The following is a 3136-nucleotide window of genomic DNA, read 5'->3' on the forward strand; positions in this document are numbered from 1 at the left end:
CACCGAGTTTCGCAAGGTGCACCAGTTCAACGTGTTCACGGTCAATACCCCGGTGCAATACGGCCTGGCGACTTATATGGCCGACCCGCAGCCGTATCTGGCGCTGCCCGCGTTTTACCAGCGCAAACGCGACCTGTTCCGCGAGGGCCTCAAGCGCACCAGGTTCAAGCTGCTGCCCAGCGAAGGCACCTACTTTCAGTGTGTCGACATCTCCGCGGTCAACGACCTGGGCGAGACCGAGTTCTGCAAATGGCTGACCTCGGACATCGGCGTGGCCGCCATTCCGCTGTCGGCGTTCTACGGCAACGGGTTTGACCAGCACGTGGTGCGCTTCTGCTTTGCCAAAAAAGATGAGACGCTGAACGCCGCCCTGACCCGCCTGCGGTCGCTATAAAAACAGGAGCTGCTGGTGCATATTTCATGACGGCTAGAGGCTATTTTCCCGTCCAAAAATGTCCTGGGTGCCGCGCTGTAAGAACGCGTCGGGTCAAACGACCAATCTCTATCATCCACCCGATATGAGACCCACATGACCCACCAACCCTTGCGCCCTATTGCCTTTTCCCTCGCCGCGCGGTCTGCGGTGCTGGCGTTACCCCTCGCCGCTCTGGCCGCCAGCCCCCACTGCGAAGTGCGCTCGGGCCCGCGCCTGACCCCGGTGATAGAGCTATACACCTCCGAGGGCTGCAGTTCCTGCCCGCCAGCGGACCAGTGGCTGTCCACCCTCAAGGGCAAACCGGTAGTGGCGCAGGCTTTTCATGTGGGTTATTGGGACTACATCGGCTGGGTCGACCGCTTTGCCACACCGGCCAACACCAAGCGCCAACGCGAGATCGCCAGCGCCAACGGCCTGCGGGGCATCTACACACCGCAGCTGGTGCGCAACGGGCGGGATTGGCGCGACTACGCCCAGGCCGTCGAAGCGACTGCACCCGCCCGCGCCAGCATCACCCTGCAACGCACCGCCGGGGCCGACAACTTCGAAGCGCGCGTCACGCCCGCCAGTGGCGTGGGCAGCTGGAGTGCCTACTGGACCGTGACCGAGCATGGCCACAGCTCGCACGTGAAGGCCCGCGAGAACGCGGGCGACACCCTGCAGCACGACTTCGTGGTGCGCCAGTACACGCCGGTGGGGCGCTACCAAGGCAACCAAACCCTGCGTTTCGCCGCCATTGCCGGGCAAGCCAGCCACCTGCGGCAGATCAACCTGGTGGTGTCCGACCCCCAAACCGGCGAACCGCTGCAGGCCGTCAGTCTGCAATGCAGCTGAGTTTGCTATTAAAAAAGTAGCTGCTCACGCATACTACACGAGGGCTAGCGCCTCATTTTATATAAATGCTGGGGCCAAAGACCGTTTTGTGAAGCAGGCGTTCATCCCGTTTCGCGATAATGTATGACCCCCGCGCTGCTTGGCATCCGCCATGCAGCCGCTGACTACCGGGACAAAATCCAGTTAATCAGATTTTTCTGTTCTTTCGGATCTTTGGTTTCGATGATTTTGTGATCCTCTTCCGTGCCGTCCTCAAGTTTGACTTTAGGACCGGTGGTGATCTGCTTCATCAGCTTTTCTTCAGCATCTGCCTTGCCTTTGTATTTGGCAGCAATTTTTTTGTAGGACGGACCCTTCTTGGTCTTGTCAACAGCATGGCACTTGAAGCAATCGTTCTTTTTCGCCAGCGCAATTGCCGCATCGGCGTCAACCTCGGCGTGGGCCGGGGCCATGGTGGCGAACGCCAAGACAAGGGATGCGCCTAGCGCGAGAAGCGGCGATTTGTACATATCGAGATTCCTGAACATGAGTGGTAACAAGAGGTTCGACAGGTCTCATGGAACTTAGTTCAACTCACCAACGCCTCTCGGCAGCATCCGTGCGGCACGATGAGACTGCTTTGACGGCGGCCTGGGGTTCCAGCCTTGCGATATGCGATATGCGACAGGCGAAACAGACGATCAGCGCGCGTTACCCATTGGTGCGAACATTGCGCACCTCGCATTCGGGCGGTCGGCTGTAGCCGGCGGAGCGCACCTGCTGCTGCTGCGAAAGTTCCACCTGGAACCAGTTGCAAAGATAGTTGTCGTAGCGGTAGCTCCACACCACGCCGCGCGCGCGCCCGAGCACCTGCACCTCACCCGGTCGGCCCAGCAGCTGACGCACCTCGTCTTGTGCCATGCCGACGTCGATGCGGCTGAAGTTCTGCTCGGTCAAAACCTGTTCGGCGCGGCTGGCCCGGCCAGCAGCGTCGAAATAGACGAACCAGGTCTGCGTGCCAAACGGGCCGCGCGGAAATTCCAGTCGGCTGCCTGCGTCGATCCGGCGCTCCGTGTCGGGCGGCCCCATCCGCGCCACCAACTCATCACGGTTCATGCCAACCAACGCGTCGGGCGGCGCGTAACCGCTACAGGCTGACAGCAGCGGCATGCACAGTAACAGCCAGCTCCAAGGTGATAAACGATGACGCATCATGAATTCTCCTAGTCTCGGCTCGCCTGCGAAGACGCGCATTGGCATTGTAATTTGGTCCGGCAGCGCACGCTGGCGGGGTGGAAATCTGCGCGCTTTCCCGCCTCACCCCAACTGCGCCCAAGCCTTCTCCAGCCGTTTCACACTCACCGGCTGCGGCGTGCGCAGCTCCTGCGCGAAGAAGCTCACGCGCAGCTCTTCGAGCAGCCAACGAAACTCCTGCATGCGTTCATCGACCACGCCTTTGCGCTCGGCCACCAGGCGCCAGTAGCGCTGCTCCAGCGGTCGCAACTCGGCCAGACGGGCGGCATCGCGGGCCGGATCGGCGCGGTATTTTTCCAGCCGAGCGGTGATGGCTTTCTGGTAGCGGGCAAAGTGCTGCAACGGACCCCACGGTGACAGGGCTAAGAAGCGTTTGGGCATCAGGCGCGCCAGTTGTTGCGCGGCGTCCGTGGTGGCGTCCGGCGCATTCTTGGTGTCCTTGATCTTGCGCGCAGCAGTAGCGTATTCCAGCAGAATGATCGCAGCCAGACGCGCCACCTCCACCGCGATCAGGGTCAGGCGCCCCCTGCCCTCGTCCACCCGGCGCTTGAAATCGAATTCATTGGTGGGCAACGGCTCCAGCAGAAAAGCCCGGTCCAGCGCGACAGCGATGATCTGCTCGCGCAGCTCTTC

At 61.4% G+C, this 3136-nt stretch carries 5 protein-coding genes; 2 read left to right on the forward strand and 3 right to left on the reverse strand.

Going from position 1 to position 3136, the window contains the following annotated elements:
* Positions 1-394, forward strand: a 394-nt coding sequence (locus tag B3V69_RS09820; protein WP_296446068.1) for an aminotransferase class I/II-fold pyridoxal phosphate-dependent enzyme, incomplete at its 5' end; no start/stop codon positions are given.
* A gap of 135 nt (positions 395-529) precedes the next feature.
* The gene (locus B3V69_RS09825; RefSeq protein WP_296446070.1) at positions 530-1270 is read left to right on the forward strand and encodes a DUF1223 domain-containing protein; all 741 of its coding nucleotides are present in this window, start codon (positions 530-532) and stop codon (positions 1268-1270) included.
* 164 nt (positions 1271-1434) lie between these two features.
* Here the strand turns inward: B3V69_RS09825 and B3V69_RS09830 are convergent, their stop codons facing one another.
* The 3 genes from B3V69_RS09830 to B3V69_RS09840 form a co-directional block, all read right to left on the reverse strand.
* A complete protein-coding gene (locus tag B3V69_RS09830; RefSeq protein WP_296446072.1) occupies positions 1435-1722 on the reverse strand; it encodes a c-type cytochrome in 288 nt (95 codons plus the stop codon).
* Between the two features lie 238 nt (positions 1723-1960).
* Complete coding sequence (locus B3V69_RS09835) at positions 1961-2464, reverse strand: hypothetical protein (protein ID WP_296446074.1); 504 nt, start codon at positions 2462-2464, stop codon at positions 1961-1963.
* A gap of 102 nt (positions 2465-2566) precedes the next feature.
* On the reverse strand, positions 2567-3136 hold a 570-nt coding region (locus B3V69_RS09840; RefSeq protein WP_296446076.1), incomplete at its 5' end, for a DUF3418 domain-containing protein.

The organism is Rhodoferax sp. UBA5149 (assembly GCF_002413825.1).
GTDB lineage: Bacteria > Pseudomonadota > Gammaproteobacteria > Burkholderiales > Burkholderiaceae_C > Rhodoferax.

What these genes read in the sequence shown, in the direction of transcription:
- B3V69_RS09835 (WP_296446074.1), bottom strand. Translation starts at nt 2,464, where the DNA reads ATGATGCGTCATCGTTTATCACCTTGGAGCTGGCTGTTACTGTGCATG.
- B3V69_RS09830 (WP_296446072.1), bottom strand. Translation starts at nt 1,722, where the DNA reads ATGGCCCCGGCCCACGCCGAGGTTGACGCCGATGCGGCAATTGCGCTG.
- B3V69_RS09825 (WP_296446070.1), top strand. Translation starts at nt 530, where the DNA reads ATGACCCACCAACCCTTGCGCCCTATTGCCTTTTCCCTCGCCGCGCGG.